Below are 26,947 nucleotides of genomic sequence, written 5' to 3'. Positions count from 1 at the left end.
ATTATTGCAGTATAATTCAAGGGAAGCTACTATGACTGCTCAAAAATTTGATGTCATTATCATTGGAACAGGACAATCAGGTCCGTCTCTTGCTGTGCGCCTTGCAAGTACTGGATTTAAAGTTGCTATTATTGAACGGAAAAACTTCGGTGGTACTTGCGTAAACACCGGATGTATTCCGACCAAAACATTGGTTGCAAGTGCGGAAATTGCTCATCTGATACAACGAGCCAATGATTTCGGCATTGATATCAGCGGAACGATTAAAACCAATTGGAAAAACGTCAAAGCACGCAAAGATGCCATTGTCCATAAAGCCTCCCACGGTGTAGAACAATGGCTAAAAAACACGCCTAATGTGACCGTTTTTCATGACCATGCACGATTTGTTGATAATTATACTGTCGCGGTGAATGATCACCACCTTACTGCAAATAAAATTTTCATCAATGTCGGCGCACGTGCTTTTGTTCCCCCAATGAAAGGCGTGGATGAAATCAATTACCTTACTAATTCATCTATTCTTGATTTGGAAACGCTTCCTGAACACTTGATAGTGATTGGGGGCAGCTATATTGGCCTCGAATTTGCTCAAGCTTTTCGTTTTTTTGGTTCCAAAGTAACCGTCATTGAAAAAGCTCCTCGTTTAATTCCCCGCGAGGATGAGGATGTTTCTGAAACAGTGCTTAGCATTATGAAAGAGGCAAATGTTGATGTGCATTTAAACACAAACTGCCTTGAATTTAGTAAATCAGGCCATGATATTGTGGCTCATGTGGGTTGTGACAGCGGTAAAAAGGCAATTAACGGATCCCATGTGCTAATCGCCATTGGTCGAAAACCGAACACTGATGATTTAGGGATAGAAAATACGGATATTCAATTAGATAGCCGAGGCATGATCCAAGTCGATGAATACCTTGCCACCTCAGTTAAAAATATTTGGGCTATCGGTGAATGCAATGGCAGAGGAGCATTTACCCATACGTCCTATAACGATTACCAAATAGTAGCCGATAACTTACTCAACCACACTAAGCGCAAAGTCACTGACAGAATCATGGCTTATGCTCTTTATATCGATCCCCCCTTGGGACGCTGCGGCATGACTGAAGCCGAAATTCGTCAAGCCGGTTTTAAAGCATTGGTTGCTAAAAGACCCATGACTCAGGTAAAACGCGCGGTGATTAAAGGAGAACCCAGAGGATTTATTAAAATTTTAGTGGATGCAAACTCTCAAAAAATATTAGGAGCAACTATTTTAGGGGTCGGTGGAGATGAGATTATTCATTCGATTCTTGATGTCATGTACGCGGATAAGCCCTATACCCTTATTAGAGACGCAGTGCATATTCACCCGACGGTCTCTGAGCTTATTCCTACCACATTGGAGCAGTTAGAACCTTTAAAATAAAAAACACTCAATGAGCAGCTAGTGGTAGTCAATGCTGATCGTCGTCATTCATACCCATTACCCGTGAATGTCGCGGCATGTAGGTCTTGGAGAACTCCCAGCTATGGACATTTAGAGACTAGCGACACATTAAGCATTGAAAACCAATTGCCAACACAGCTTAATTTTTTGCTAAGATAGAGAAAGCGGATTTATGGAAGCATGTATGACAACCACTCAGCAAACCCTTTTAAGTAAGCAAGAAAAAAACTGGATCTTAGATCGACGAGTAACTCGACTCTCTGATAACAAGGAAGTACAGATATACCCTATGGGCGCTGAAAGGTATCTGTCTTCTGCGTTATTTGAGCAAAATAAAAGCCAATATGCCCTACGCGCTGATATCGAAGGTAAACATATTCTGCTGATTCCTGGTTATGGCAACAGCTGCTTTTTATTCGCCCAAGCAGGAGCCAAATCGATTACGGTCTACGATAAAGACCCCGTTACTATTGCCTGGATCAAAGCGTTTAAAAAATATTTTCATTACCGGGAACACTTTGATTCAAAGTCGTACCCTTCAGTGGGAGAGCTATTAACAGCACTAACACGCTGGTATCCTCCTTTAATCACCCTGCCTTCAGGAAAATTCATCAATACCCTATTTTGGGCAATTCATCCTAACTCATTAAGGCGGGTATACATTCATTATATGGTGTCTTTGGTTCGTGAAGCGATTCAGGCCAAACAGCAAGATGATTTTGAATTAGATAAAAATATTGAATTTCATGCTGGCACGCTGAATAAGCTGCTCATGAGCAAGGAAAAACAAGTCTTTGATACTGCCTTTGTTCCTTACCTTTTGGGTGTAAAAAATGGGATAGAGAAAGAAAAAGAAATAGTGGATTTCATTGGGCAGTTGGCTACGCTGGTTCCTAAAGGGCACATTCTTGTAACCCCCTCCCGCAATACCAAAGATTTCTATGTGACGGGTAGTCGTTACTTTGTCACCACACCGTATGAAAACCTACAAAATATTCCCGAGTTATCTCGCTATGTCATCAGAGAGGATAAAAATTGGTTTCGTCACCAAGGTCTAGCCGTATTTGGTTTGCCCTCAACGCCAACCTAAGCCAGTTACAATAGCGCAAAATAAGACAATAATCCAAACGGGTATTTGCCAAAATTCCAATAATAAAAACGCCGTCATCGCCACTAAATAATCATTGATAGACAATATGGCTGTCGACCATATCGGTTTGTAAAAAGCCGATAGCAATAAACCGACCACGGCGGCGTTGACCCCGAGAATGATGCGCTGCATGAACACATAATTACGGATAGTTTGCCACAGCGGCAATACCCCCATGATCAGTAAAAACGACGGTAAAAAAATAGCGATTAATGCAATCAATCCGCCTGCCCAGCCGTTTGGTGCTAAATTGGATACTGCACCCAAATAAGCCGCAAAAGTAAACATTGGTCCTGGAATCGCTTGTGCAGCACCATAACCCGCAAGAAATAAGGGATTATTGACCCAGCCACTGGAAACCACTTCTGCCTGCAGTAAGGGTAAAACAACATGCCCCCCACCAAAAACGAGTGATCCTACCTTGTAAAATGACTCAAATAAATGAACCGAATAATTAGGTAGATAAAAACTAATCAGGGGTAATCCAAATAACAGAGCAAAGAAAATAATCAATGAAATTAGTCCAGTATGCCGCTTAAGAGGAACAGTAAGCTCACTTTCAGGCAATTTTTTATTTGGAGAGAGGAAAGCTAGCCCTAATAATCCTCCCAATAAAATCATCGCAACTTGTCCAAATGCGCTCGGAAAAAGGCTTGCGCCTATGCACGCTAATACAGCTAGACTCGCCCGTTTTTTATCGGGACATAAATTTTTCCCCATTCCCCAGAGGGCTTGAGCAACCACGGCCACAGCCACTATTTTTAACCCATGAATCCAGGGTTGATTGACATTAACGCTGGTTTTGGTTAATACCATTCCGAATCCAATCATCATCAACGCTGAAGGCATCGTAAATCCAAGCCAAGCAGCGATTGCTCCACGGACACCGCCTTTTGATAGCCCGATGGCTATACCGACTTGACTGCTTGCAGGACCCGGTAAAAATTGACATAAAGCGACTAAATCCCCGTAAGCGTGATCACTAACCCATTTTAATTTTTTCACGAATTCATCATGAAAATAGCCAAGATGAGCAATGGGACCACCAAAACTAATTAGCCCTAGTTTGAGAAAAATGAGAAACAGTTTAGATGAAGCAATCATTTTCTTTTCAGCCAACAGAACTACTCCTTGCAGTTATTAGAGCATTCTCCCTAGCCACTTGTTCGCGGAACGAAAAATGAGAAAGACATAAGCTATGACGTATCCATTAATTTCCTAAATCACAATCCCCCAATCCATTTGAACTCCAATGTGCATTGATCGAACGCACATTTAAACAGCTCTCATCCGTACAGATTCGAGTTGCCGGATTAATTTGACACACATTCGCAAAATCATCATTCACCATTGAAATCGCAATGGCTTTAGTGCCTCGGGGCAATTGCGTAAAACTTTGCCGTTCGTCCGTAATTGCTGCAGTGATCCAATTGGTTTGTGAACCATCCAGATTGTAGCGTAAGGCCAATCGTTTTATAGACCCTAGTTCTCCTGCAGAAAAATTAATGGTCACTTCGATAGGTAAAGCGCCACTTGGCGTTTCAATGGTTTTATCCAAGATATCTCTTTTTTGCGGTACGGTGTAATTTTCCCCTGCTAATTTGCCTGCATACTGGAAAGGATTAAAATCAAAATTATTCATGACAACCCAGGCATTGGCATTAATACTGGCAATAGTATTCGCATTCCAATCAAACGGAATCGGAAATCGTTTGCTGGCATAAAGATAAGCCTGTCCCATGGATGGAGGGACAATAATAAAAAATTCCCTTGGCGTTGCGTCGACAAAATTGGAATTTAAATAAAGATCATTTCGCAAATGAGAGAAATTAAGTTTTAGACTTGCCCTATCAGTCTCCAAATCAGTGACATCAATTTCAGAGCCTCGATAAAAATCAATGAGCATATTAAGCGCATTAATCGCTGCCCCCGTTTGCGCTGCTGCCATGATACTTTCAGGCTGTGAGCCCACGTTATTATTAAGACTGTACCCTAGGCCCCATAATTCACCATTGTTAAAATATCCTCCATTATTGCGTACAGTTTGCCATAGTTTTAATGCCGTTTCTCTGCCAAACCAGCGATCAATTGTTTCCGCACCTAAAACTGAAATCGCCCATAAATTCGTACTCACTGCCGTAAAACTTGCACGAGAAGAAGTACCAGGCTGCCAATTGTCAGTTGATGATGCGATTAAAGCCGTGCCGCGAGTAAGAAAAATACCGTTGTCTGGGTCGTAAGCGCCATTATAGAGAAAACTGAGCAAGCCAAGGGTGTTAAACCCTCTTATTGTTTTCCCTCCATTCAGCATGACATGAATACGGGATAACGCTTGCTTGACTTCAACCGTTTGCACTGTATTCTGCAAACTGCTTTTTAGCACTTGTAAACCGGCTAATACCGCTAAATTGTCTTCTATTGAAATTTCACCTGAAGGCAGAGACGCCTGGCTACCTTGGGTACCCAAAGGAGCCAAATAAAAAGCGCCAATTCCTGTTTGCATTAATTCAAAAGGCGTTAAGCTATTAATGGCATTTTGCAGCGCCAACGAATAAAGAGGGATTTTACCGTTGTTGAGGATAAATTCAGCTTGCAAAGGACCAATCAGCTGAGCCCAAGCGTTTTTCCCCGTGAGCGGCCTGTAGTCAGACCAGGTTGTGATGAATTTGAAAAAACCAGGCAAATGGTGCGCAGGGTCGGCAATGGATGCTTCTCCTAAAGTAAAATCTTGAGTTATAAAATCTTGGTATCGGCTATTAAAAAAAGGATCTTTATTATAAAAACTAGTCGCTAACCAACGAAAAGTATAAGCAAAATTTGGATTAAACACTGAAATGTCATTGCCATACTTAAACGTCAATCCTACTGCACGATTAATTGGATTTGTAATATAAAATAACTCGTTGAGGACTAAAAGTTTTGCTCTAAAGGGGTCTAAAAATCCATTTTTTGCAGCTAAGGCCAGCGCAATCTGCCAAGTCGCACCATGATAAATATCCGTCACATTGACAATGTTAGTTCGTTCAATCTGTGCTTGGGCTTCAAGCCATTCAAGCTCTGTTCCCTCCCTGGGTGGTAAACCACGACCTAAAATGGCGAAAGGATGATACAGACTATCCACCACTGTACACGTATTATTCGCCGCGCAAATAAAATCCCCGAAATAAGCCGCAATATCTTCGGTTGTACCCGTGTAAAAACTCAAAGGAACCAGTTTCAGATCGGCAGTAAGCGTGACTATTTTGTCTGAAACCAGAAAATTAACAAGTTGTTTAATTTCGCCACTGTTATCTGTCTCTGCGCAGCTAAGGATAGGCGGATTGATTAATAAGCAGCTGGCGATAATAAAAATTTTCCATTTTTTCATGGCATGGCCTAGTTTTTATTTTGTAGGTTGAGCCTTGGCTCAGCATGAATTAACATTCAAGAAATAGACCTACTTGCTTCGGTATCCCCCGCCACCTGGAGTTTCAAATCACAAACACATCGCCGATGTTCATTTCCACTTGCGCACAGTCACCCTAACTCATTCATTTTCCCGTTTTAATATTTAACGAAATTCCCTATCACTTATACTTATATTTATCTCCTCGATAGCATGGCTTAATGGATGTTCCTATGAACAGATTTAGACTGTAAGGAAGGAGTGCTTAGCATCTCGTTATAGGCTTAAGTTGATTTTCTTTTAAGATCTACCTTCATCCAATTAATTAACCCCCCTTTCATAAGCACTTCTTTTTGTCGTTCGGAAAGAGCATGACGCACTTCAATTTCTCTGCCATTGATCTTAATTTTAAACTCATTCCTATCTAATTGATTTGCTACCTCGTTAAGTTCTACGGTATCGTTTAATTGAATGGCATCATAATCCGCTGGATTGTTAAAAACCAACGGAAGGACACCAAAATTCACTAAATTTTGCCAATGAATGCGTGCAAAACTTTTAGCAATTACCACCCGTAAACCTAAATAACGAGGCGCTAATGCCGCGTGCTCGCGACTTGAGCCTTGTCCATAGTTTTCTCCCCCTATAATCACATGACCTGCTTTTTGCTTTGTAGTCCGTTTAACGTAATCAGGATCAACGTGAGTATAAGTAAATTCACTGATTTTGGGGATATTGGAACGATAAGGGAGTACTTTAGCACCCGCAGGAGAGATTTCATCCGTTGAAATGTTATCGCCCACTTTAAGCAAAACAGGTAATTTAAAATCTTGCGGCAAAGAGTCGAGTTCAGGCAAAGAAATAATATTTGCTCCCTTAATTAATTTAACCTTCTTGGCATCCTCGAGAGGTACAAGGTCTTCAATACACGCTTTGTTGATAATTCGTTTTTCGGGTAATTTAACCTTGGGGTAAGGCATCTCCAAAGCTCGGGGATCCGTGATTACACCAGTCAGTGCGGATGCAGTGGCTGTTTCAGGGCTACACAAAAACACTTTGTCATCTTTTGTCCCCGAACGATCAGGGAAATTGCGTGGCACTGTACGCAAACTATTTTTATCCGTCGCAGGCGCTTGCCCCATACCAATACACCCATTACATCCTGCCTGGTGGACGCGTGCGCCGGCGTGAATTAAGCTACCTAGATGACCATCGCGTACGAGTTCTTCAAGAATTGTCCTTGAAGTAGGATTGATATCAAACGAGATGTGATTTTTTATGGTGCGGCCTTTTACCATTTCCGCAGCGATGGCAAAATCACGATATCCCGGATTCGCTGAGGAGCCAATATAAGCCTGATAGATTTCTTCTCCAGCAATATCAGTCACTGGTACAACATTGCCTGGGCTGGATGGTTTTGCGATGAGGGGCACCAGATTTGATAAATCAATTTCATCGTTTTTATCATAGACGGACCCTTTATCAGCTTTTAGTTCCATCCAATCTTCTTCGCGCCCTTGGCTTCGGAGAAATTCGCGAGTGATTTCATCGGAAGGGAAGACGGTCGTCGTCGCCCCTAATTCCGCGCCCATATTAGCAATCACGTGACGATCCATCGCCGTTAGATGTTTTAATCCCTCACCGTAATATTCAATCACATAGCCCACTCCACCTTTCACATCATAACGGCGCAACATTTCTAAAATAACGTCTTTGGCACTCACCCACTCAGGCAGTTTTCCGATCAATTTAACCCCAAGCACTTTCGGCATTTTGATATAAAGGGGGTGACCTGCAATCGCCATGGCCACCTCTAGGCCACCCGAACCAATAGCAAGCATCCCTAATGATCCCGCAGCACAAGTATGGCTGTCAGAGCCCGCAAGTGTTTTACCTGGCTTACCAAAATTTTGCATGTGCACAGCATGGCTAATCCCATTACCAGGACGACTAAAATAGATGCCGAATCGTTTCGCAGCACTTGCAAGAAACAGATGGTCATCAGGATTTCGGTTATCCTCCTGAATTAAATTATGATCGACGTATTGAACGGAAACTTCAGCTTGAGTGCGTTCTAGTCCCATTGCTTCTAATTCCAGCATGACTAAAGTACCCGTTGCGTCTTGGCAGAGTGTTTGATCGATTTTTAAAGCGATTTCTTGGCCTGGCTCCATTTTGCCTTCAAGAAGGTGAGATTGAATGATTTTTTCGGTGACATTCATGCCCATTTATCTCTTTTGTCATCCACATGAGGATAAATATAGCATATTGATAAGGAGCGCCCTTGCGACCAGTTTCATGATCGCTCACGTCTTGCGCCTTAATGCCCTACACTTGTCGTCTTGCCTCTAGCACATTCGGAATCTGCTGCAGTTTATTTAACAAACGCGACAGGCTATTTAAGCCATCAATTTCCACGGTTAAGGTAATAAATGCGGAATTCTCTTGCTTATTAATCTGCGTTTGTAGCGCATAAACATGCGCTTTTTCATTGGAGAGCAAGGACGTGATATCTTTTAAGAGTCCGGGGCGATCAAACGCATTTATCAGTATATCAACAACGTAGTGATCTCGAGTCGCACTTCCCCAACTCACTTGTAAAAATCGCTGTCGTTGTTTTTCACTGGCATGAATAATGTTGGGGCAATCTTGTCGATGCACGGATACCCCACGCCCCATAGTAATATAACCGACCACCGCATCGCCTGGAACAGGTTGGCAACACCGAGCCATATGCGTCAAAAGATTGCCTACCCCTTCTATGCGTAAATCACTACCGCTCACTTCTGGTTTGGCTTGCGGTTTCACTAAAGTTTGGATAGCTGGATGACTTTCTGTTGGCGACAAGCGATTTAAAATTTGCCCTAGTTTAATATCACCTCGACCTAAGGCTGCAAGCAAATCATCTAAGCGTTTAAAGTTAAACGACGTGGCAACTTCATTCAACCGCTCGGCTTTCATTCCTAGTGTCTTTAATTCCTTTTCAAGAATCTCATGGCCTTCTGCTCGATTTTTATCGTAGTCTTGCATTTTAAACCAGTGCAAAACTTTGGCTTTAGCCCGGGAGGTTTTCAGATAATTTAAATGGGGATTAATCCAATCTCTTGATGGCCGTTCCTCTTTACCGGTTAGAACCTCAACACTATCCCCTGTTTTTAAGGCATAAGTTAATGGGACAATGGTACCATTGACTTTAGCACCCCGACATCGATGTCCAACTTGGCTATGCACATGATAGGCAAAATCTAACGGCGTGACACCCTGAGGCAAATCAAGTACGTCGCCATCAGGAGTAAAAACATAGACCCTGTCTTCAAGAAATTCCGTTTCAATCGCTTCAGAGACACCTCTTGAAGTAGCCATTTCTTTATGCCAGGCCAATACATCGCGTAACCATTCAATTTTACGTTCATGGCTTTCTTTTTCGAGCTTTCCACCTTCTTTATACTTCCAATGCGCTGCAACTCCCATTTCAGCCAAATCATGCATTTGGAAAGTACGAATCTGGACTTCAAACACTCGACCTTCAGGTCCCTCAACTGCAGTATGGAGGGATTGATAACCATTCGGTTTAGGATTGCTAATGTAGTCGTCAAATTCAGCAGGGATTTGCTTCCATAAGGCGTGAACCATGCTAAGCACGTCGTAACATTGTTCTTTCGTTTCCATCAAGACACGAACCGCAGTAGCATCATAGATTTCATCCAAAGACACGTTTTTGCGTTTCATTTTTCGATAAATGCTGTGGATGTGCTTGGAGCGACCATACACTTTGAACTGTTTAATGCCAAGCGCACCAATTTGTTTATTTAATTCTTGAACGATTAAATTAACATAACGATCTCGCTCTAAACGCTTTGCTTTTAACCCTTTAGCGATGGATTTGTACTCTTCGGGATGTAAATAGCGAAAAGCCAAATCCTCCATTTCCCACTTAATAGCCCCAATCCCTAAACGATTAGCTAAAGGGGCATAAATTTCCATCGCTTCCGTAGCAATTTGCTTTCGCATTCCCTCGGGTAATGGTGAGGACGTACGCAAAACACAAAGTCGCTCCGCTAATTTGATAAGAACTACTCTCGCATCATCAACCATAGCGAGAAGCATTTTGCGGACATTGTCGAGTTGGTGTTTGTTTTGAGGGTATTTGTTAAGTGCTTGTAAGTTATGTATAGCACTCATTTTTTCAATGCCTTTGACCAATTTGGCAATTGGTGAACCTAATTGCTCCTCAACCACATCCAGAGATAACTCAGCATAATGCACGCTTTCAAAGATAATTGCTGCACTGATGGTTTCTTGATCAGCTTCTAAATCAGCCAAAATATCAGCTATTGCCAATCCTTGCTGTAAGCAGGAAATTCCGGTTTCAGTGGCATGATCTTGGCCCGCCAGTTGACTTAGGGTACAAGCATTGCGAATTAATTCTAAGTCGTGAAAATACCCTTTTTCACCTAACTGATGTAACCATTGCTCAACATCGATGCCACCTTCAGTTAGCCAGGGAGTATCTTCTTTAACTTTAACCATTGCTGTTATCCTTTTTCAAATAAGGCGATGGACTCCACATGGGCTGTATGTGGAAACATATCCATTACACCAGCGGCTCGTAACTGGTATCCTTTTTGATTCACTAAAATGTTACTGTCTCTTGCCAAGGTTGCTGGATTACAAGAAACATAAACAAGCCGCTGAGGATTAAGCTTATCGATTTGTTTTATGATTTCCAGCGCACCAGATCGTGGCGGATCAATTAAAAGTTTAGTAAATTGCTGCTTAAATAGCACTGATAAAGCGTCAGATTGTTCTAAATCGTAACAAAAAAATTCAGTATTAGTTATCCCATTTAATTGGGCATTCATTTTAGCGCGCGAAACCATGGTTTCACTGCCTTCCACACCGACTACCTTAGTGCAATGTTTAGCAAGTGGAAGAGAAAAGTTGCCTAAACCACAAAATAAATCGAGTACCACATCGTCTTTCGTTAGCGCCATCAACTCAAGGGTATGAGAAACCATTAGCCGATTTAACCCTGCGTTTACTTGAGTGAAATCTGTCGGATGAAACCGGAAATGAATCTTTTCCTGCGGCAAAGTATAGGTCAAAAAATCATTGCCATCGTCAGGGTAAAATAAAGTAACCGTGTCCGCTCCACCCGATTGCAGAAAGAGTCGGAATTGAGATTCATGACCAAAATGGCGTAATTTTTCTTTATCCGTTTCACTCAAAGGCTCTAAATGACGAAAAATTAATGCAATGTCCTCATCCCCTGCTGCAACTTCAACCTGAGCGATTATGCTGGGGTTATCGAGAGAGTTAATCAACTGACGTAAATGAACAATTTCTTCATCGATTCGTGCATTCAACACCGGACATTGATTAATTTCAGTAATATATCGCGGGTTATTTTTTTCTCTAAAGCCAACCAATACCGTTTGCTTTTTTTCCACATAACGCGCACTCAAGCGTGCTTTATTGCGATAATGCCAATGCGCACTTGCCAAAGGCTCTAGCAACCTTTCTGGCTGACAATGACCAACACGTAGCAGTAAATCAAGCAGTAAAGTTTGTTTTTCATGAATTTGTGCTTGTTCATCAAGATGCTGAAGCGAGCAGCCGCCACACATCGTGTAGTGAGGACAGCGCGGTTCTACTCGTGAAGAAGAAGGTGAAAGGATAGCTATAGTCTTCCCTTCATCAAAATCGGCTTTTATTCGCGTGTATTGAAAAGAAACCTGTTCACCGGGTAGTGCACCTTGAATAAAGGTGGCTTTGCCGCCAATTCGCGCGATACCCCGACCATCATGACTAAATTTTTCTATCTCAGCAGTTTGAATCGTTGCAGGTATTCGTTGGCGTCTTTTACTCATTAAACTTAATCTCTTAATGGATGCAATACTTAGCTAGTAAATTCCAGGCGGGAAGAATACCATAGGCTCTTGCTTCATGTCATGTTATAGGCCCCTGTAAAAGGACTAAACTAATAGTAAGTTAATACTCCATTCAAACCATGACAATTGCACTTATTTCACATCCAGATTGTCTCTTACATAACATGGGAGCTGCTCATCCTGAGCAACCTGCTCGCATTAAAGTAATCAATGATCAATTGATGCAAAGCAATTTACTTCCTCTTTTAACCTTTTATCAAGCGCCTTTAGCAAAAGAACAGGATTTGTTACGGGTGCACAGCAAGGATTACATTGATAGCTTATTTCAATCCTCACCGGAACATGGATTCATTATTTATGGCCCAGACGTTTATATGAATCCCTATTCGTTAACGGCCGCACAAAATGCAGCAGGAGCCGCACTTTTGGGGGTTGATTTAGTGTTGAATAACGAAGTCGATCAAGCGTTTTGCAATGTTCGCCCTCCAGGGCACCATGCAGGATGGAACTATGCGATGGGATTTTGCTTCTTTAATAATGTGGCCGCAGCAGCGGCTTATGCCCTTGAACACTATAAGCTTAAACGGGTCGCCATTATTGATTTTGATGTGCATCATGGCAATGGAATAGAAGATATTTTTCGAAACGAGTCGCGCGTTTTATATTGCTCCTCATTCCAACACCCTTTTTATCCTTTCAGTGGTGCTGATACAAAAAGCGCACATATTCTTAATATCCCTCTACCTGCGGGAGCTACAGGCGAATTATTCAGGCAAAAAACCAGCCAATTGTGGTTCTATAAAATAAGGGAATTTCGACCCGAGATCATTTTTTTCTCGGCTGGGTTTGATGCTTACATTAATGATGACATGGCTAATTTATTACTGACTGAAAGTGATTATTTATGGGTAACTGAAAAAATTAAAGCCATTGCGGATGAATGTTGCCAGGGACGCATTGTATCCGTTTTAGAAGGCGGGTATTCATTAGAGGGTTTAGGTTCATGCGTTGTGGCACATCTCACGGGTTTCCTTCCTGCCGTCAAGTAATGACTGGCATTTAAGCACAATGAAGGACCTCCCGACTCTTGGTGATAGCTTTTTTAAGAGATCGCTACGCTCAGGACGACAGAAGAAGAGGCTCAGGACCACAGGAGAAGAGGCTCAGGACCACAGGAGAAGAGGCTCAGGACCACAGGAGAAGAGGCTCAGGACGGCATGAGAGGAGGCCCATGAGGGCTCACGACACGGTGAGAAAAAATTCTCACCGTGTTCGAATAATAGTTTCAAATCGCCTCAAAAATAGCTGCTGCGCCCATTCCAGTACCAATGCACATTGTGACCATACCATAGCGCCCTTTTATGCGGCGAAGCCCATGCAGTAATGTTGCTGTACGAATTGTTCCCGTAGCGCCTAACGGATGTCCCAAAGCAATAGCTCCCCCTAAAGGATTAACCTTATCTCTTGGTAATTCCAGCGTTTTGATCACAGCAAGTGCTTGCGCTGCAAAAGCCTCATTTAATTCTATCCAATCCAACTGTTCTAACGTTAACCCTGCTCTTTTTAATGCAATAGGAATCGCTTCAATGGGGCCAATGCCCATGATTTCGGGTGGTACACCCGCAACGGCATAGCTAAGCAAGCGGCCCATAGGCTGCAAATCGTATTGCTTAAGCGCTTGTTCTGAAGCCAATAAAGCGATGCCAGCTCCATCACTTGTTTGTGAACTATTACCAGCTGTAACAGTTCCTTTTGCTGCAAATACCGGACGCAAACGAGAAATGACTTCATAGGAGGTGTCTGCCCGCGGTCCCTCATCTTCAGAAATCACTCGCTTTTTACTTACAACTTCTGACGTTTCGAGATTTGCATGGCGGATGGTGATTTCGATTGGGCTGATTTCGTCTTTAAAATCACCACGTTGCTGTGCAGCAACTGCTCGTCGATGGCTTTCCGCAGCAAATTCATCTTGTTGTTCGCGTGAAATTTCCCACCGCTTAGCAACATTCTCCGCGGTAATCCCCATTCCATAAGCAATGGCAACCTGTTCGTCATTGAAAATTTCGGGATTAGCCGTGTATTTGTTACCTCCTAAAGGCACCATCGACATTGACTCCACCCCACCTGCCAAAGCAAGTCCCCTATTCCCTTGACTGATTTCAGCAGCGGCCGTGGCAATACTCTGCACACCGGACGAACAAAAACGATTAATCGTCATGGCGGGTACAGATTGCGGCAAACCCGCAAGAAGCGAAGCAATCCGCGCCACATTCATCCCTTGCTCTGCTTCTGGCATCGCACAACCAATCACGACATCCTCGATGGCCTGCCATTTCACTTGCTGGTTTCGCTTGATCAATGTTTTTATCGCGTGTGCCAATAAATCATCCGGCATTGTATGCTTAAATACACCTTTTGGCGCTTTACCAACAGGAGTACGCATTACATCCACCACGTATACATTTGTCATAGCTAGTCTCCTATCTCAGTTGCGCAACGGTTTGCCGGTTTCTAAAAGATGAACAATACGTGCTTGCGATAAAGGGGTTGCAGCTAAAGTCAAGAAAGCCTCCTTTTCCAAATGAAGCATCCATTTTTCATCCACTATTTCGCCCTGATTCACTTCGCCACCACAGATGATCCTCGCAACGTGATTAGCAAGAAAATAATCATGCTGAGAAATAAATCCTCCCTCTAGCCAATTGACCAACCCTGCTTGTAAACGCGCATGACCCTCGCGTCCTGCTACCTTGAAACGGGCTTTAAGCGGCGGTTGATAATTGGCAGCATGCAATCGCTCAATTTCAGCTAAAGCAGCAAAAAGAACTTCATTGGCATTCATAACCCAGAGATCGCGGGTGCACAAATAACCCCATTGCCGTGCCTCTGGTGCTGACGAAGCAACTGCAGCGGTCGCAATATGTTGGAAATAGGGTTGAACGAAAACCATTAAATCCGCATTTTTTGCTTCACCTGCTGCACGTCTTGCTGCCTCCTTACATCCACCACCGGCCGGCAGAAGTCCTACACCAATTTCGACTAATCCTGGATAAGATTCAAAAGCTGCGACAACCGAATCGCAATGCATCATTAATTCGCATCCCCCGCCCAAAGCCCGGCCGCGAAGTGCAGCGACAACCGGAATCGTTGAGTATTTTATACGCATAACCATGCGCTGGAATTGGCTGATCATTTCATCAACAGCACTCATTCTTTTCGCTTTTAACAACTCAGCTATCCTGCGTAAATCGGCTCCTGAACTGAAATTCCCAGCATCCGATTGATAAATGATCATGCCTTTGCAGGCATTTTCCACTTTTTCAATGGCAGCCTCAACGCCATCTAATACGGCTTGACCGATGGTGTTTGCTTTTGATTTGAAGCTAAGCACTGCGACATCCTCTTTAAGATGCCATAAATGAACACCTTCATTTTCATAAAGTGTAGCTTTAGCACGACATACCTCGTTTAAAACCGTATCAGGGAAAAATTGCCGTTGATAAACGGGTAAATGGCTACGGGATTTATACGCTTTTTCTTGCGGCGAATAGGCCCCCTCTTTGTGGTAAAAACCGTCTATATCATTAAGCCAATCAGGCAGCAGGGCTATGCTTAGGCTTTCTTTAGATGAGATTGCTTTTTTTATGTACCCAAGCATCTCAGTAAACCCAGCACTCTGCCATGTTTCAAAAGGCCCTTGATGCCAACCGAATCCCCAACGAATGGCTAAATCAACATCACGAACATTATTGGCAATGGTTTGCAGATGATAGGCACAATAATGGAAAAGGTCACGATAACAAGCGCTGATGAATTTAGCTTGTTTGTCATTTGAAGCCATCAGTAGTTGCATGCGTTGAACAGGGTCCGTTATTTTCATAATGCCTGCTAACTCTTGGCTAATTTCACCTTTGGCTGGACGATAATTGCCTAACTCCAAGTCGTAAACTTCGATGGTTTTACCCGCTTTACGATAAATCCCTTGACCTGATTTTTGCCCTAAGTGCCCTGCTTTAATAAGTTGGGTTAGCCAGTTGGGCAATTTAAACAATGCGTGCCAAGGATCATCTCCTAACTGCTCTTCCATGGTATGCACCACGTGTTGCATCGTGTCTAATCCGACTACGTCCATTGTTCTGAATGTAGCTGACTTCGGCCGTCCCAGTAAAGGACCAGTCAGTGCATCGACTTCATCCAAACCAAGTTTCATGGCTTCTGCATGATGTACGGTCGCTAATAAAGAAAACACACCAATGCGATTCGCAATGAAATTAGGCGTATCTTTAGCCCGAATAACCCCTTTACCAAGATAACTGGTTAACCAAGCTTCTAAATTGTCCAATAAATACGGGACGGTTGTCTCTGCAGGAATTAATTCGGCTAGATGCATGTAACGCGGTGGATTAAAGAAATGGACACCGCAAAAATGCTCGCGTAGAGCTTCAGGGAGTACGGTACTCAATCGATTCACACTTAGCCCAGAAGTATTGCTTACTAAAATACAATGTTTGTTCAAATAAGGAGCAATACGGCGATATAAATCCTCTTTCCAATCCAATCGCTCAGCAATTGCTTCAATGACCAGATCACAATCAGCTAAATCTGCTAAATTTTGCTCATAATTTTTAGCGTGCAAAAAAGTTGCGGTTTCTGAAGTAGCCAAAGGTGCAGGTTTTAACTGAGTAAGATGAGTAATTGCTTTATTGACTAGCCCATTAGCTGGTCCTTCTTTAAGTGCTAAATCGAACAACAAGGTTTCAATTCCTGCATTCACGCAGTGCGCTGCAATTTGCGCTCCCATTACTCCGGCACCCAGCACAGCGACTTTTTTAATGTGAAATGGTTCCTGCATGGTTTATGTCCTTTGTTGAGAATAGTGTTGTCTTCTTATGTCATCCCGAGCAAAGCGAGGGGTCTCCCGATTCTTGGCAATAACTCCATCCAGGAGATCCCTCACTACGTTAGGGACGACATACCAACTGTCATCCCGAGCAAAGCGAGGGACCTCCCGGCTCTTGGCAATAACCCAATCCAGGAGATCCCTCACTGCGTTCGGGACGACATACCAATTGTCATCCCGAGCAAAGCGAAGGACCTCACACCTCTTGGCAGTAACCCCATCCAGGAGGTTCCTCACTGCGTTCGGGACGCATACCACTGTCATCCCAAGCAAAGCGAGGGACCTCCCGGCTCTTGGCAATAACCCAATCCAGGAGATCCCTCACTACGTTTGGGACGACATACCAACTGTCATCCAGAGCAAAGCGAGGGACCTCCCGCCTCTTGGCAATACTTCATCCAGGAAATCCCTACTACGTTCGGGATGACAACAACCCGCTCTAAGACAAATGAAAGCGTATTCCTTGCGCAAGCGGTAATTCATTTCCCCAATTGATGGTATTTGTCTGACGACGCATGTAGGCTTTCCACGAATCGGATCCTGATTCACGTCCTCCACCTGTCTCTTTTTCACCCCCAAAAGCTCCGCCAATTTCTGCTCCGGAAGTGCCGATATTGATGTTGGCAATCCCGCAATCACTCCCTAAAGCACTTAGATAATATTCGGCATGTTTAAGATTTTGCGTGAACAGAGCTGACGACAACCCCTGGGGCACACCGTTTTGTAAGGCGACCGCTTCGTCAAGTGTGCGGTAAGGCATGACATAGAGAATAGGTGCGAATGTTTCTTCTTGCACAATTTCCCATTCATTTTTTATTTCCGTTACTAACGTAGGCTGGACAAAGTATCCTGGTCGATTGATTGCCTCTCCACCAAACACCACTTGTCCGCCTGCTTGTTTAATGCGAGCCATCGCTTTTTTAAACTCATCAACGGCCTGCTGATCAATCAAAGGCCCCATTAAATTTTTACTGTCCAACGGATCACCAATGGTGATTTGCTCATAAGCATGTTGCAATCGCTTAATCACATCGCGGTGCATGGATTCATGCACAAATAATCGCCGTGTAGTGGTACAACGTTGCCCTGCCGTTCCGACAGCACCAAACACAATTGCTGGAATTGCCAGATTCAAATCAGCGGATTCATCCAAAATGATGGCGTTATTCCCGCCTAGTTCAAGAATGGTCTTGCCAAGTCGGGCAGCCACTTTAGTGGCGACTTGTCTTCCTACAGAGGTAGATCCTGTAAATGAAATCAGGGGAATACGGGAATCATTAACCATCTCGTTAGCAATCTCATGTGAACAGGGAATGATAAGAGAAAAAATTTCCGGACTTTTGTTTTTTTGTAACACCTTATTGCAAATATGCTGCACGGCAATTGCACAAAGTGGCGTTTTTGCTGAGGGCTTCCATAAGGTTACATTGCCACAAATCGCTGCAATAAAGGCATTCCATGCCCACACTGCGACTGGGAAATTAAATGCAGAGATAACACCCACAATTCCATAAGGGTGCCATTGCTCATACATGCGATGGTTAGGTCGCTCTGAATGCATTGTATTGCCATAGAGCATTCGTGATTGCCCCACTGCAAAATCAGCAATGTCGATCATTTCCTGGACTTCACCGTCCCCTTCTTGCTTCGATTTCCCCATTTCTAAAGAAACCAAACTACCCAATACGTCTTTATGCTCACGCAACGCATCGCCTATTTGACGAATAATTTCACCTCGTTTTGGCGCTGGCACTTGTCTCCAGGCCAAAGCAGCTTGCTCAGCTCTTTCTAAAATATGTTGATAGTCCCTCATTGAACAAGTAGCAATTTCGGCGAGTTTTTCTTCGTTTGCTGGATTGACTGAAACAAGGCGGTTTGTACCCATTTCACTGTGCCAGCCATACCCACTAAAGGCACCCGGATTAATTTCATTAATATTAAGACGTTTTAACAAATCCATCGGTTTCTCCTAAGCATAATGGCGACCAAACCGGTTAGCCAAAACATCAGCCAAGCGGAAATTTTCTTGTAAAATGAGACCATGGTATTCGTTCGCTTGCCCCATGACCAAATCCACCACTGCACAAACACCAGCAGCGGTACTTACTTGAATCGCTGACCATTCAAGACCGCGAATTTCTTCAGGATATATTTTTTTAACATAGCTCTTTTCAGTGAGCTCGCCTTGTTTGATCCCTTCGACAGTAACATAAACAATGACAATATCTTGATAGGTTTTAGGAATAGCACGTTCGAGAATACGCTTTAGTGTCTCACGATCCTCATTTAATTTTAGATCATTCATTAAAAGGCGCATTTTTTCACAGTGTCCTGGGTAGCGCATGGTTTTATAATTTAATGTTTGCACTTTTCCTGTGTAAAGCTCAGCCAAACTCCCTAATCCCCCCGATGTGTTAAACGCTTCATATTCACACCCGTCAATTTGAATGGCTTCCCGGCCTTCCAGAGGCTTAAGAACGGTAGGTTTGCCCTTCTCGATACCATAGCAAGGATTACCGTATTCATTAATGACCCCATCAGTTGACCAAGTCAAAGAGTATTGCAGCGCATTGTTAGCACGCTGAGGTAATGCGCCTACACGAAGCTTGGCGTGGTAACATTGTTCGAATTCTTTCATTAAACTATTTGCCGCAATGCTAATAAACCCAGGAGCAAGGCCGCATTGGGGCACAAAAGCGGTTTCAGCATTTTTTGCAATCGTTTTAACTGCTTCAGTGACAGAGGTGTCTTCAGTTAAATCAAAGTAATGTGCTTTACTCGCTTTTGCCGCTTCGGCAACATATGTATTGAGGTAGTAAGGAAGACTGGAAATGACGGCAACAATTTTGTTTTCCCGCATGTAGGTTTGTGTCGATTCTTTATCTTTCACATCCAACGCAACAGTCTTAATTTCTGGCATTGCTTGCAGTAACCGCTTAACATCTGTTCCCGCAAATTCGAAGTCTGCTAAATGGACTTCGTAATCACCACTATCCGCTAACAAACAGGCAATTAAACTTCCGATTTTTCCCGCGCCCGTAATCATCACGTTGTACATACATTCCCTCTCCATTGTAAAACGAACCGTCATCGTACACTAAAAAAGGAGCATTTGAATATACTCGGGCCTTAGGTTTTTTGTTGCTTTCAACGGTTTTATTTGTAAGAATCTTGACCTTTTTGGATTAGTCCTTTATCGTCCATTCATTTAAGCCTAAAAATAATAATGACTCGGATAAGTACAGTTAGCAAGTTGGCTTTCCTCTCAACAAAAGCCATAAAATACAACCACCTTTTACGTACTTTTCTATCCGGTTCGCTTTTGCCTTTCGGTTTTGCTCCTTTCCATTTTCCTGGTGCTGCAATTCTTGGTTTAGCACTATTTTATGCGCAATTAAGTCGAAGCCAAAGTCGTCATGCTTTTTTAAACGGGCTTTTTTTTGGTTTAGGCTATTTTGGGCTAGGGACTTCTTGGGTATATGTGAGCATTCATGAATATGGCCACTTAAACAGCGTTGTCTCTGCGTTTATCACACTGATGTTTCTGCTTTATCTTTCATTATTTCCAGCCACAATGGCTTGGATTTATAGAAAACTTGTCAATGGACAAACGACCCTTTTTTCTTGCCTGTTGTTTAGTGCCCTTTGGATTTTTTTTGAATTTTTCCGCTCGACTTTCTTCAGCGGGTTTCCTTGGTTACTATTAGGATTTGGTCAGTTTGATGCCCCAAGCAAATATTTATTGCCGTTAATTGGTGTGTTGGGGGTGGGATTTTTGACCTGTTTCGCTGCAACACTATTGACTGCCAGCACTCAGCAAATGGGTATTAAGCGTTATACTTATCTGGCTGCTTTTGTCTTATTACTGTTATGTCCACTGATGTTAAAACCGCTTAATTGGGCTAAAGAAACCCCTAAACCCATCTCTGTAGGAATAATTCAAGCCAATTTGTCCATGCGCGATAAATGGGATGAACACTTATTTTGGCAATTGTTAGAACGTTACAAGCAAGACACTGAAAAATTACTCGGCACAAAATTGATTGTGATGCCTGAATCGGCCATTCCCCTACCCCCCAGTTATATTGAAGATTTTCTTAATACTCTCCATGAGCGCGCAAAACAAGCTGGGAGTGCTGTTATGTTGGGTATTCCACAACCGACAAACGTTGAGGAAAATTATTTTTTTAATGCCTTGATTACCTTAGGCCAAGCAAAAGGTTCCTATTTAAAACAACACCTTGTTCCCTTTGGTGAATACATTCCAGGACCTTTGCAGTCGATAAGCAATTGGTTAGCCATTCCTGACGCGGATTTGAAAGCAGGGCAAAAAAATCAAACCCTCGTCAAAGTGCAAAAACACACGGTGGCCACCTTGATTTGCTATGAATTAGCTTTTGGCGATTTACTGCGCTCTCAATTGCCCAAAGCGGAGTGGATTGTTTCAATCAGTGATGATGGGTGGTTTGGTCATTCGCTAGCCCTGTATCAACATTTGCAAATGGCTCAGGTGCGTTCTTTGGAGACAGCCCGTTATCAAGTTGTTGCTAACAATGACGGTTTGTCGTCAGTCATTAATACCAAAGGAGAAATTGTCTCTTCACTGCCTCCTTTTAGTGCAGGAATTCTCAAAGCTGAGCTTTTCCCTAGCACTGGCTTGACTCCATGGGTTTATTTTGGCAACTTACCTGTATTACTGTTTTGCGCATTAATTATACTTACTTATATTGGTTATCGCATTACGAATTCAAAACTAACTACTTAAACTATTGCTGCAGAGCACAAGAGGCGTTATTCTTACCGCCTTACTGAGATTTACATTATGACTATGGATAACACCTATATACCACGAGAAGTTGAAGAACAAGCACAGCAATATTGGCTTAAAAAACAAACATTTAATGTCTCTGAAGACTTAAATAGAGAAAAATTTTATTGCTTATCGATGTTCCCTTACCCAAGCGGAACCTTACATATGGGACATGTCCGTAACTACACTTTAGGGGATGTGATTGCGCGTTATCATCGTGCTTTAGGTAAAAATGTCTTACAACCTATTGGCTGGGATGCTTTTGGCTTACCTGCTGAAAATGCGGCGATTAAACATGGGATTCATCCTGCGGAATGGACTAAAAAGAACATTGCCTCCATGAAAGAGCAGTTTTTAAGGTTAGGGAATGCCTATGATTGGAAACGCGAATTTGCTACCTGCGATTCCGATTATTATCGCTGGGAACAGTGGTTTTTCATTAAACTTTATGAAAAAGGTTTAGTCTATAAAAAAAATGCGGTGGTTAATTGGGATCCTGTTGACCAAACGGTACTGGCAAACGAACAAGTCGTTGATGGTCGAGGCTGGCGTTCTGGCGCTTTAGTGGAACGACGCGAGATTTCACAATGGTTTATCAAAATCACAGCCTATGCTGATGAACTTTTAGATGATCTTGAGACGCTTGATGAATGGCCTGCTCAAGTGAAGCAGATGCAAAGAAACTGGATTGGCCGCTCTGAGGGTTGTGAAATTAGCTTCAAAGTGGTTGGCTTTCCCAAACGCCTGAAAATCTATACCACCCGGGCTGACACATTCATGGGGGCAACCTATCTCGCAGTAGCACCTGATCATCCCTTAGCTAAAGAAGCAGCAAGCCATCAGCCTGAAATACAAACTTTCCTCGATAGCTGCCAGGGTGTGCGCATGGCTGAAGCCGATATTGCCACAATGGAAAAGCGCGGCATCGATACAGGCATGAAAGCAATCCATCCCATCACGGGCGAAGAATTACCCATTTGGGTAGCTAATTTTGTTTTAATGCAATACGGTTCAGGTGCTGTAATGTCAGTGCCTGCACACGATCAGCGGGATTGGGAGTTTGCTCATAAATATAACTTACCTTTAAAAGAAGTCATAAAACCCGTTGACGAAGCCATTCATGATTATTCAACAGCTGCATTTACTGCTCAAGGGATCTTAATTAATTCTGGTCAATTTGATGGTTTGTCTTCGGCGGACGCAATGAAAGAAATTGCCAGTTATCTTGAAGTGAATGATGCAGGAAAGCTCACAATTAATTATCGGCTACGCGATTGGGGCGTTTCACGTCAACGCTATTGGGGTGCGCCTATACCGATGATTCATTGCGAAGAATGTGGAATTGTTCCTGTTCCTGAGGAAGATTTACCGGTAACTTTACCTGACAACATTCAATTTACAGGAAGCGGTTCTCCTTTGGCTCAATGCAGTGAATTTGTGCAAACAAAATGCCCCAAATGCAATCAAGAAGCCACGCGCGAGACAGATACCTTTGATACTTTCGTTGAGTCTTCTTGGTACTATGCTCGTTTTGCTTGTAAGGGCCAAGATAATGCTATGCTGGATGATCGCGCCAAGTATTGGACTCCTGTGGATCAATACATTGGCGGTATAGAGCACGCGGTCATGCACCTCCTTTATGCTCGCTTCTTCCACAAATTAATGCGCGACGAAGGCTTAGTGAATTCAGATGAACCTTTTAAGGCCTTGTTGACTCAAGGGATGGTGCTCAAAGATGGACATAAAATGTCTAAATCGTTGGGAAATGTCGTTGATCCTAATCACTTAATTGACACCTATGGTGCGGACACTGCACGTTTGTTCGTTATGTTCGCAGCCCCTCCCGACCAATCGCTGGAATGGTCTGATGCCGGAGTTGAAGGCGCACATCGTTTCTTAAAGCGCATCTGGGCATTTGCTTATCAACATCGGCAAACGATTATCGATATTAATGATGCAATTATTGGTGGAAATGGCCATATTGATTGGCAAAACACAGAAAGCCGTCTTAAGAAATCCCGTTTGCTCACTCATCAAATTTTAGCGCAAGCCAATGCTGATTATGAGCGACACCAGTTTAATACAGTCGTTTCTGGCTGCATGAAATTATTTAATGAATTGTCAACCTATGAGTTTATAACAGAAGAAGATAACTATTTCCTGCATTCTGGAATGAGTATCCTGCTTCGCCTTTTAGCCCCCATTACACCGCACATTTGCCACTATTTATGGCTGCAGCTGGGCTTTGATAAAGTAATCATCGACGCAGGCTGGCCTAAGATTGATAAAAGTGCGTTAAAAACAGATGAATTAACTTTCGTTGTACAAGTCAATGGCAAATTGAGAGCGCAATTTACTACAAGCAGCGACACACCTGAAGAGACACTTATTGAATTAGCCAAACAGCATGCACACGCTTTCATTGCAGACAAAGCGGTTAAAAAAGCAGTGGTTGTCGGACACCGTCAATTAATTAATTTGGTAGTCGCTTAATGTTGAAACATTATTTCATTATTGCCATCACCGCCTTATTAATTGGGTGCGGTTTTCATTTACGCGGTTTGAATGACATGCCAGCATGGCTTAATGGCCATAGTATGGCAATTGTCATTGAGAATGCCCATCGCGATTTAGGACCCATGCTAAAAGACCAGTTAGAATCCTATAAAGTTCGCGTGATGCCTAATCCAACGCAAGCCGATTATGTACTTATCATTGAAGCTGATGGGATTCAGCAGCAAATTACAAGCGTCGCAGCCAGCACAGCGCCTCGACAATATCAGCTTATTTACGATGTGCAGTTTACGGTCGTTAAAGCCAAAGGCGGCGTTATTATTCCATCCACTCGTGTTTTTGTAACTCGACAATTAACAGTAAACAGCAACCGCATCTTAGGATCTAATTTAGAAGAAGCTCAAATCAGTTATGAAATGCGTCGAGAAGCAGCAATGCAGATTATGAATCGCGTCGGACGTGGAAGTAAAAATTTAGGCGTAGCTCCTACAACGACATCACCGGTGGGTTGATAAAGTTTATTTGTCGTCCTTCGCGACGCTGAGCATGCCAAATACCCCCTTGAAAAGACCGAGGCATTTATGCTTATTAAGCAGCAAGCACTAGAATCTTTCTTGCAAAAAAAAATGGCCGCCCTGTATGTTCTATTTGGCCAAGATTTGTTTCTATTAGATAAAGCAGCACAATCCATTAAGTCAGCTTGGCAAGCTGCGAATAATCATGAAGCAGAAGAAAAAATTTTATACATGGACAATCCTTCTGATTGGGCCTTGTTAGAAACCGAGGCAAATAGCTATTCCTTGTTTTCCAATAGCGTTTTAATTGATATCCGCTATGAGAAAAAAACAATAGAGGCCAACGCTAAAGCGGTTTTAATTCGTTATTTGCAAGCCGTTAATCCCTCGTGTTTACTTCTTTTAAGAGTGCCTCATTTATCGAATAAACAACTGCAGTGGCTAATTGATTATGATTGCGTGCATGGGGTCCAAGCTACCTCGCTCAACGCCACTGCAATGCAAACTTGGATTAGTGAGCAGCTGCGAAAAAAAGCATTACAATTTGAACCTCAAATTCCCGCTTTAATTCACCAGCATACACAAGGCAATATGTATGCTTGTGCGCAAGCAATAGAAAAGCTTGAATTAATTGCCGAACCAGGCACTGTTTTTACGACAAAACTTGTGCAAGAACAACTGATTGATCAATGTGATTATCAGCTCTTTGAATTAGCTGAGGCTTGTTTATCACACAATGCAGATAAAGTGATTCAATTGTTACGACACGCAGTAAACAGCAAAGTAGAACCCACTCTTATCTTATGGATACTTACCCAGGAAATTAGACATTTAATTCAGTTAATTGAATTAACAAACATTCAATCAATGCCCTTTAATGCTGCTTGCAACCAATTAAAAATATGGCCGCAAAAGGCCAAGTTATACCAACTCGCTTTAAAAAAAATGCAATTATCCGACTTATATCATTTACTGCAATTTTGTAAACTCATTGATGAACGTATAAAATCAAGTCAAAATAATCAAATTTGGCATGCGCTGGAGCAAATAGCTCTTTCGCTTTGCCTAGCTAAACAGGTAGGTCGTTTTGCGTAATCTTGTTATTTATGGTGGTACGTTTGATCCGCCGCACAATGGTCATATCAACACCGCGATTAATGTACAAAACTATTTTCATTTTGATCGTTTTCTTTTTTTACCTTGCAAAACCCCTGTATTAAAAAATCAAGCCTTTGCGACCCCTGAACAACGGATTGCGATGCTAAAACTTGCTTTAACTTCCCAGAATAGAGATAAAAATTTTGAGATTGACTTATCTGAAATCAACCGCGATTCCCCTTCTTACATGGTGGATACTTTACGGCATTTTCGTACAATTTGGGGTAATACTATGCCTATCACTCTTTTAATGGGTGCTGATGCATTTAGTCAGCTACCTCGCTGGCATGCATGGGAAAAGCTGTTACCACTCGCAAATTTGCTGGTAATTAAACGTGCGGGATTTATAGAAGAAATGAATAATGACGCCATCAACGAATTATTAATCAAACATGAAACAGATGATGAGAAAGCAATTACTACTCAAACCCATGGTCTTATCTGCCGCTTTAATGCCGGTAATTTTAATTTTTCTTCCACTTGGATTCGCGAACAGCTCCGGGAGCATCATGATCTGACTGATTATTTACCTACGGCAGTGATCCACTATATTAAAGAAAAGGGTTTATATACCAAGCCAGAATGAAGGTAATAAACTAAGCATCCGAAAGTTCATAGTCATTCAAATCAATTAAACTTGTCTTCTCTTCCTTATTGGGTAAATTTTCTATTGGTTTCCTAATCTCAGGTTGCCTTTCAAAAAAATGCACCTTTTTAATAAAGTCAGGCATTACGGAATAAAGCCAACTGACTAAAGGATCGAATTTTGCGTAGAGTTTTGACTCACGAGAATACTGATCATAAGGGAGTGATGTCATTTTTATAACGACCATAATGAGTGCGACGATAAACACGCCTCGAGCGAACCCAAAAGCCATACCAAGAATACGATCGGTACCACTTAATCCTGAGCGTTTTAAAATAAAACTCAGCATGCCATTCACAATACCACCAACAATCAATGTAGCAAGTAATATTAAAATGAAGGCGGTAACCGTTCTTGCGGTTTTATCTTGAATGTATTTTTGTAACCAAGGATCAAGGCTTTGAGAATGGTGGTAGGCTAACCAGAATGCTAAAATCCAAACACAAAGTGCAATAAGTTCCTTTACAAAACCTCTGATTAACCCCGTCAACACTGACAAGCCAATAATGACAATAATGGCTAAGTCCACCCAATACAACATCT

At 42.6% G+C, this 26,947-nt stretch carries 18 protein-coding genes; 8 read left to right on the top strand and 10 right to left on the bottom strand.

The window, feature by feature from the left end; all coding sequences use genetic code 11:
* The first annotated feature begins 31 nt into the window (after positions 1-31).
* A complete protein-coding gene (locus B5D33_RS04530; protein WP_058452324.1) occupies positions 32-1,414 on the top strand; it encodes an FAD-containing oxidoreductase in 1,383 nt (460 codons plus the stop codon).
* A 205-nt stretch (positions 1,415-1,619) separates the two neighbouring features.
* Positions 1,620-2,525 (top strand): hypothetical protein, encoded by a 906-nt coding sequence (locus B5D33_RS04525; RefSeq protein ID WP_058452323.1) that lies wholly within the window; start codon positions 1,620-1,622, stop codon positions 2,523-2,525.
* On the opposite strand, the gene chrA is transcribed toward B5D33_RS04525, so the two are convergent.
* The 5 genes from chrA to rlmD form a co-directional block, all read right to left on the bottom strand.
* On the bottom strand, positions 2,511-3,704 hold the full coding sequence (gene chrA, locus B5D33_RS04520) for a chromate efflux transporter (RefSeq protein ID WP_459166959.1): 1,194 nt from the start codon (positions 3,702-3,704) through the stop codon (positions 2,511-2,513). The genes B5D33_RS04525 and chrA overlap by 15 nt on opposite strands.
* Positions 3,705-3,795: 91 nt before the next feature.
* Positions 3,796-5,952 (bottom strand): hypothetical protein, encoded by a 2,157-nt coding sequence (locus tag B5D33_RS04515; protein ID WP_058452321.1) that lies wholly within the window; start codon positions 5,950-5,952, stop codon positions 3,796-3,798.
* 302 nt (positions 5,953-6,254) lie between these two features.
* On the bottom strand, positions 6,255-8,192 hold the full coding sequence (locus tag B5D33_RS04510) for an aconitate hydratase (protein ID WP_058452337.1): 1,938 nt from the start codon (positions 8,190-8,192) through the stop codon (positions 6,255-6,257).
* A 106-nt stretch (positions 8,193-8,298) separates the two neighbouring features.
* Positions 8,299-10,500, bottom strand: coding sequence for a GTP diphosphokinase (gene relA / locus B5D33_RS04505; RefSeq protein ID WP_058452320.1), 2,202 nt, complete (start codon positions 10,498-10,500; stop codon positions 8,299-8,301).
* Between the two features lie 5 nt (positions 10,501-10,505).
* Positions 10,506-11,840 (bottom strand): 23S rRNA (uracil(1939)-C(5))-methyltransferase RlmD, encoded by a 1,335-nt coding sequence (gene rlmD / locus B5D33_RS04500; RefSeq protein ID WP_058452319.1) that lies wholly within the window; start codon positions 11,838-11,840, stop codon positions 10,506-10,508.
* A gap of 140 nt (positions 11,841-11,980) precedes the next feature.
* Between rlmD and B5D33_RS04495 the strand changes: the two genes are divergently transcribed.
* Entirely contained in the window at positions 11,981-12,910 is a 930-nt protein-coding gene (locus tag B5D33_RS04495) for a histone deacetylase family protein (RefSeq protein WP_058452318.1), read from the top strand.
* A 236-nt stretch (positions 12,911-13,146) separates the two neighbouring features.
* Here B5D33_RS04495 and B5D33_RS04490 read toward each other — a convergent pair whose 3' ends face one another.
* The 4 genes from B5D33_RS04490 to B5D33_RS04470 form a co-directional block, all read right to left on the bottom strand.
* Positions 13,147-14,331, bottom strand: a complete 1,185-nt coding sequence (locus tag B5D33_RS04490; protein WP_078767335.1) for an acetyl-CoA C-acyltransferase — start codon at positions 14,329-14,331, stop codon at positions 13,147-13,149.
* 15 nt (positions 14,332-14,346) lie between these two features.
* Positions 14,347-16,713 (bottom strand): 3-hydroxyacyl-CoA dehydrogenase/enoyl-CoA hydratase family protein, encoded by a 2,367-nt coding sequence (locus tag B5D33_RS04485; protein ID WP_058452317.1) that lies wholly within the window; start codon positions 16,711-16,713, stop codon positions 14,347-14,349.
* Positions 16,714-17,200: 487 nt separating this feature from the next.
* Positions 17,201-18,721: an L-piperidine-6-carboxylate dehydrogenase gene (gene amaB / locus B5D33_RS04475; RefSeq protein ID WP_058452315.1), complete on the bottom strand. Its 1,521-nt coding sequence runs from the start codon at positions 18,719-18,721 to the stop codon at positions 17,201-17,203.
* Between the two features lie 9 nt (positions 18,722-18,730).
* Positions 18,731-19,819 carry a saccharopine dehydrogenase family protein gene (locus B5D33_RS04470; protein WP_058452314.1) on the bottom strand — a complete coding sequence of 363 codons (1,089 nt, stop codon included), beginning with the start codon at positions 19,817-19,819 and terminating at the stop codon, positions 18,731-18,733.
* 168 nt (positions 19,820-19,987) lie between these two features.
* Between B5D33_RS04470 and lnt the strand changes: the two genes are divergently transcribed.
* The 5 genes from lnt (at position 19,988) to nadD (ending at position 26,344) form a co-directional block, all read left to right on the top strand.
* On the top strand, positions 19,988-21,526 hold the full coding sequence (lnt, locus tag B5D33_RS04465; RefSeq protein WP_058452313.1) for an apolipoprotein N-acyltransferase: 1,539 nt from the start codon (positions 19,988-19,990) through the stop codon (positions 21,524-21,526).
* A gap of 63 nt (positions 21,527-21,589) precedes the next feature.
* Complete coding sequence (gene leuS, locus B5D33_RS04460; protein ID WP_058452336.1) at positions 21,590-24,064, top strand: leucine--tRNA ligase; 2,475 nt, start codon at positions 21,590-21,592, stop codon at positions 24,062-24,064.
* Positions 24,064-24,597, top strand: a complete 534-nt coding sequence (locus B5D33_RS04455) for an LPS-assembly lipoprotein LptE (RefSeq protein ID WP_058452312.1) — start codon at positions 24,064-24,066, stop codon at positions 24,595-24,597. The genes leuS and B5D33_RS04455 overlap by 1 nt, the downstream gene beginning before the upstream one ends.
* 69 nt (positions 24,598-24,666) lie before the next feature.
* Positions 24,667-25,695 carry a DNA polymerase III subunit delta gene (gene holA / locus B5D33_RS04450; RefSeq protein WP_058452311.1) on the top strand — a complete coding sequence of 343 codons (1,029 nt, stop codon included), beginning with the start codon at positions 24,667-24,669 and terminating at the stop codon, positions 25,693-25,695.
* Positions 25,688-26,344 (top strand): nicotinate-nucleotide adenylyltransferase, encoded by a 657-nt coding sequence (nadD, locus tag B5D33_RS04445; protein ID WP_058452310.1) that lies wholly within the window; start codon positions 25,688-25,690, stop codon positions 26,342-26,344. Before holA ends, nadD begins: the two co-directional genes overlap by 8 nt.
* A 10-nt stretch (positions 26,345-26,354) precedes the next feature.
* Here nadD and B5D33_RS04440 read toward each other — a convergent pair whose 3' ends face one another.
* A complete protein-coding gene (locus B5D33_RS04440) occupies positions 26,355-26,945 on the bottom strand; it encodes a CvpA family protein (protein ID WP_058452309.1) in 591 nt (196 codons plus the stop codon).
* Positions 26,946-26,947: the final 2 nt, after the last annotated feature.

Origin of the sequence: Legionella maceachernii, assembly GCF_900167045.1 — a bacterium.
GTDB classification, from domain to species: domain Bacteria; phylum Pseudomonadota; class Gammaproteobacteria; order Legionellales; family Legionellaceae; genus Tatlockia; species Tatlockia maceachernii.
Note: the sequence above shows the minus strand (reverse complement) of the source record. Positions and strands in the feature narration are given on the sequence as shown.

Bases quoted from the DNA above. Each gene is read 5' to 3' on its own strand.
- B5D33_RS04530 (WP_058452324.1), top strand. From the start codon at position 32: ATGACTGCTCAAAAATTTGATGTCATTATCATTGGAACAGGACAATCA.
- B5D33_RS04525 (WP_058452323.1), top strand. From the start codon at position 1,620: ATGACAACCACTCAGCAAACCCTTTTAAGTAAGCAAGAAAAAAACTGG.
- B5D33_RS04515 (WP_058452321.1), bottom strand. From the start codon at position 5,952: ATGAAAAAATGGAAAATTTTTATTATCGCCAGCTGCTTATTAATCAAT.
- B5D33_RS04510 (WP_058452337.1), bottom strand. From the start codon at position 8,192: ATGAATGTCACCGAAAAAATCATTCAATCTCACCTTCTTGAAGGCAAA.
- relA (WP_058452320.1), bottom strand. From the start codon at position 10,500: ATGGTTAAAGTTAAAGAAGATACTCCCTGGCTAACTGAAGGTGGCATC.
- rlmD (WP_058452319.1), bottom strand. From the start codon at position 11,840: ATGAGTAAAAGACGCCAACGAATACCTGCAACGATTCAAACTGCTGAG.
- B5D33_RS04495 (WP_058452318.1), top strand. From the start codon at position 11,981: ATGACAATTGCACTTATTTCACATCCAGATTGTCTCTTACATAACATG.
- B5D33_RS04490 (WP_078767335.1), bottom strand. From the start codon at position 14,331: ATGACAAATGTATACGTGGTGGATGTAATGCGTACTCCTGTTGGTAAA.
- B5D33_RS04485 (WP_058452317.1), bottom strand. From the start codon at position 16,713: ATGCAGGAACCATTTCACATTAAAAAAGTCGCTGTGCTGGGTGCCGGA.
- amaB (WP_058452315.1), bottom strand. From the start codon at position 18,721: ATGGATTTGTTAAAACGTCTTAATATTAATGAAATTAATCCGGGTGCC.
- B5D33_RS04470 (WP_058452314.1), bottom strand. From the start codon at position 19,819: ATGTACAACGTGATGATTACGGGCGCGGGAAAAATCGGAAGTTTAATT.
- lnt (WP_058452313.1), top strand. From the start codon at position 19,988: ATGACTCGGATAAGTACAGTTAGCAAGTTGGCTTTCCTCTCAACAAAA.
- leuS (WP_058452336.1), top strand. From the start codon at position 21,590: ATGGATAACACCTATATACCACGAGAAGTTGAAGAACAAGCACAGCAA.
- B5D33_RS04455 (WP_058452312.1), top strand. From the start codon at position 24,064: ATGTTGAAACATTATTTCATTATTGCCATCACCGCCTTATTAATTGGG.
- holA (WP_058452311.1), top strand. From the start codon at position 24,667: ATGCTTATTAAGCAGCAAGCACTAGAATCTTTCTTGCAAAAAAAAATG.
- B5D33_RS04440 (WP_058452309.1), bottom strand. From the start codon at position 26,945: ATGTTGTATTGGGTGGACTTAGCCATTATTGTCATTATTGGCTTGTCA.